We start from the raw sequence: 2,905 nt of genomic DNA on the forward strand, positions 1-2,905 counted from the left end.
AGAAGCGGGATTGCCGCCGCCAGTTTCTGCTGGCCTACTTCGCCGAGCAACTCGACGCGCCCTGCGGCAACTGTGACCGCTGCACGGCCAACGCTGGCGAGGGACACCAGCCCGTCGAGGAGCCAGCCCTGCCCGTCGACACGGCCGTCGAGCACGAACAGTGGGGACCCGGCGTGGTGATCAGCGGCGAACCGGATCGCGTCACGGTGCTGTTCGACGAATACGGGTACCGCACGCTTTCGATGGAATCGATCCGGGAAACCGGCGTGCTGCGGGTGCGCTGACGGGACTCAGGGCAGCAGCGTCAGCACGATCCAGGCCACCACCGCCGACGGCAGGAATCCGTCGAACCGGTCCAGGACTCCGCCGTGACCAGGTAGCAGGTTGCCCATGTCCTTGATGCCCAGATCGCGTTTGACTTGGGATTCCACCAGGTCGCCCAGCGTGGCGGTGACGACCAGGGTCAGCCCCAGCAGCGCTCCGATCCACCACGGCTTGCCCGTCAGGTACGTCACGCTCAACGTGGTCGCCGCCACCCCTAACACCAACGAACCGATCAGGCCTTCCCAGGTTTTCTTCGGGCTGATCGCCGGCACCATCGGGTGCCTGCCGAACAGCACGCCGGCGGCGTACCCGCCGACGTCGGAGCTGACCACACCGACCGCCAGGGAAAAGACCCGCCCAGGACCGTCGTGCTGATAGACCAGCAGCGCCGCGAACGACGCAAACAGCGCAACCCAGGCCGCCAGGAAGACGGTCACCGACACGTCGCGCAGGTAGTTCGCCGGCGGGGCTTCCGCATCGCTCGACGCCGTTCGGCCGTGCGGGCTGAGCAACCGCCACATCATGCAGACCACGACCGTCCCGCCGAAGCCCGCCAGAGCGCCGCGTGTCCCGAAGGGCCAGGTCAGCCACAGCGTGGCTTGGCCGCCGACCAGCAACGGAACGACCGGGATGACATACCCGGCGGTCCGCACCCGCCGGTAGACCTCCAGCGTGCCGAATAGCACACCGGCCGAAAGGATGCCGACGAACGCATATCGCGCGTACACCAAGCTGGCGACGACGCCGCCGCCAAGGGCCGCACCCACCAGGATCGCGACGGGCAAGTTGCGGCCGGCCCGGGAGGTCTTGTCGTGCGGGCCGCCTGCGCCGCTATCAGTGTCTGTCACGGACGTGGGTTGCTGAGCGGCCGCTAGACCTCCAGCAGCTCGCCTTCCTTGTGTTTGACCAGTTCATCGACCTGCGCGACGTACTGATGGGTGGTCTTCTCGAGGTCCTTCTCGGCACGGGCGACCTCGTCCTCGCCGGCCTCGCCCTGCTTGCGGATGCGGTGCAGTTCTTCCATGGCTTTGCGGCGGATGTTGCGGATCGAGACTCGGGCGTCCTCTCCTTTGTGCCGGGCTTGCTTGACCAGCTCGCGGCGGCGTTCCTCGGTCAGCTGCGGGACGGCCACCCGGATCAGGGTGCCGTCGTTGGTGGGGTTCACGCCCAGATCGGAGTTGCGGATAGCCGTCTCGATCGCGTGCAGCTGGTTGGCCTCGTACGGCTTGATGACGACGAGCCGGGCCTCGGGCACGTTGATGCTGGCCAACTGGGTGATCGGGGTGGTTGCGCCGTAGTAGTCGATCGCGATCCGGGAGAACATGCCGGGGTTGGCCCGGCCGGTGCGGATGGTCGCCAGGTCGTCACGGGCCACCGAAACCGCCTTTTCCATCTTCTCCTCGGCGTCGAAAAGAGCCTCTTCTATCATCTGCGCCGCTCCTTCTCATCGTCCCCCTCGCAGGCTGGGGACCCGCGCTGTGCATCGTCGTCGGCTGTCACCCATCTGCGCCGTCCTCCTCATCGCTGCCTCGGCGCGGTCCCCCGGTTACGTGGTGACCAGCGTTCCGATCTTCTCACCCGCGACCGCGCGGGCGATATTGCCGTCGGTCAGCAGGTTGAACACCAGGATCGGCATGCCGTTGTCCATGCAGAGGCTGAACGCGGTGGCGTCGGCCACCCGCAGGCCGCGGTCGATGACCTCGCGGTGGCTGATCGCGGTGAGCAGTTCGGCGTCCGGGTTGACGCGGGGATCCTCGGCGAAAACCCCGTCGACCGCTTTGGCCATCAACACCACGTCCGCGCCGATCTCCAGCGCCCGCTGCGCGGCCGTCGTGTCGGTGGAAAAGTACGGCAGTCCCATACCGGCGCCGAAGATCACCACCCGGCCTTTCTCCAGATGCCGGCGGGCCCGCAGCGGAATGTACGGTTCGGCGACCTGACCCATGGTGATGGCGGTCTGCACCCGGGTGACAATGCCTTCCTTCTCCAGAAAGTCTTGCAGCGCAAGGCTATTCATCACGGTGCCGAGCATGCCCATGTAGTCGGATCGGCTGCGTTCCATCCCCCGCTGCTGCAGCTGTGCCCCGCGGAAGAAGTTGCCGCCGCCGATGACCACCGCGACCTGTACGCCGTCGCGGACTACTTCGGCGATCTGACGGGCAACCTGCGCCACCACGTCGGGATCCAGGCCCACCTGGCCGCCGCCGAACATTTCACCGCCGAGCTTGAGCAACACCCGTGAGTACTTGGGCCGACTCGACGACCGGCCGCCCTCCGGCGGGTCTGCGTGTACGCCGTTCGTGCCCGTCGGCTGCGGCTCGCTCATCGGACTCCTCGCATAAGAGCGCCATCCCGGCGACCACAGCCAGGACGGCGCCACCAATCCTGCCTTATGGCCGCTTGGCCCCGGGATCATTCTCAGTCTCGAACGTGTGCGTTGCGCGTGAAACCAGTGCGAAAAATGCGCCGATATTTCGCGGCCGGTGCACGCTCGGCGTCCAACTTAATACCCAGGTGCTGTGCCGTTGCCGAGGCAGACCAGCGCCGAGGTGTTCACCGCGTCGCGGTTGAGGATGTTGCG

At 66.8% G+C, this 2,905-nt stretch carries 4 protein-coding genes; 1 reads left to right on the top strand and 3 read right to left on the bottom strand.

The window, feature by feature from the left end; genetic code table 11:
- On the top strand, positions 1-284 hold a 284-nt coding region (locus VFA16_RS07915), incomplete at its 5' end, for a RecQ family zinc-binding domain-containing protein (protein WP_324967285.1).
- 6 nt (positions 285-290) lie between these two features.
- On the opposite strand, the gene VFA16_RS07920 is transcribed toward VFA16_RS07915, so the two are convergent.
- From VFA16_RS07920 to pyrH, 3 genes are all read right to left on the bottom strand, one after another.
- Positions 291-1,172 (bottom strand): phosphatidate cytidylyltransferase, encoded by an 882-nt coding sequence (locus VFA16_RS07920; RefSeq protein WP_324967286.1) that lies wholly within the window; start codon positions 1,170-1,172, stop codon positions 291-293.
- 23 nt (positions 1,173-1,195) lie between these two features.
- Positions 1,196-1,753, bottom strand: a complete 558-nt coding sequence (gene frr / locus VFA16_RS07925) for a ribosome recycling factor (RefSeq protein WP_324967287.1) — start codon at positions 1,751-1,753, stop codon at positions 1,196-1,198.
- 117 nt (positions 1,754-1,870) lie between these two features.
- Positions 1,871-2,650 carry a UMP kinase gene (gene pyrH, locus VFA16_RS07930; protein ID WP_324967288.1) on the bottom strand — a complete coding sequence of 260 codons (780 nt, stop codon included), beginning with the start codon at positions 2,648-2,650 and terminating at the stop codon, positions 1,871-1,873.
- Between the last annotated feature and the right edge of the window lie 255 nt (positions 2,651-2,905).

The organism is Mycobacterium sp. (assembly GCF_035653355.1).
In the GTDB taxonomy this organism is placed as follows: Bacteria; Actinomycetota; Actinomycetes; order Mycobacteriales; family Mycobacteriaceae; genus Mycobacterium.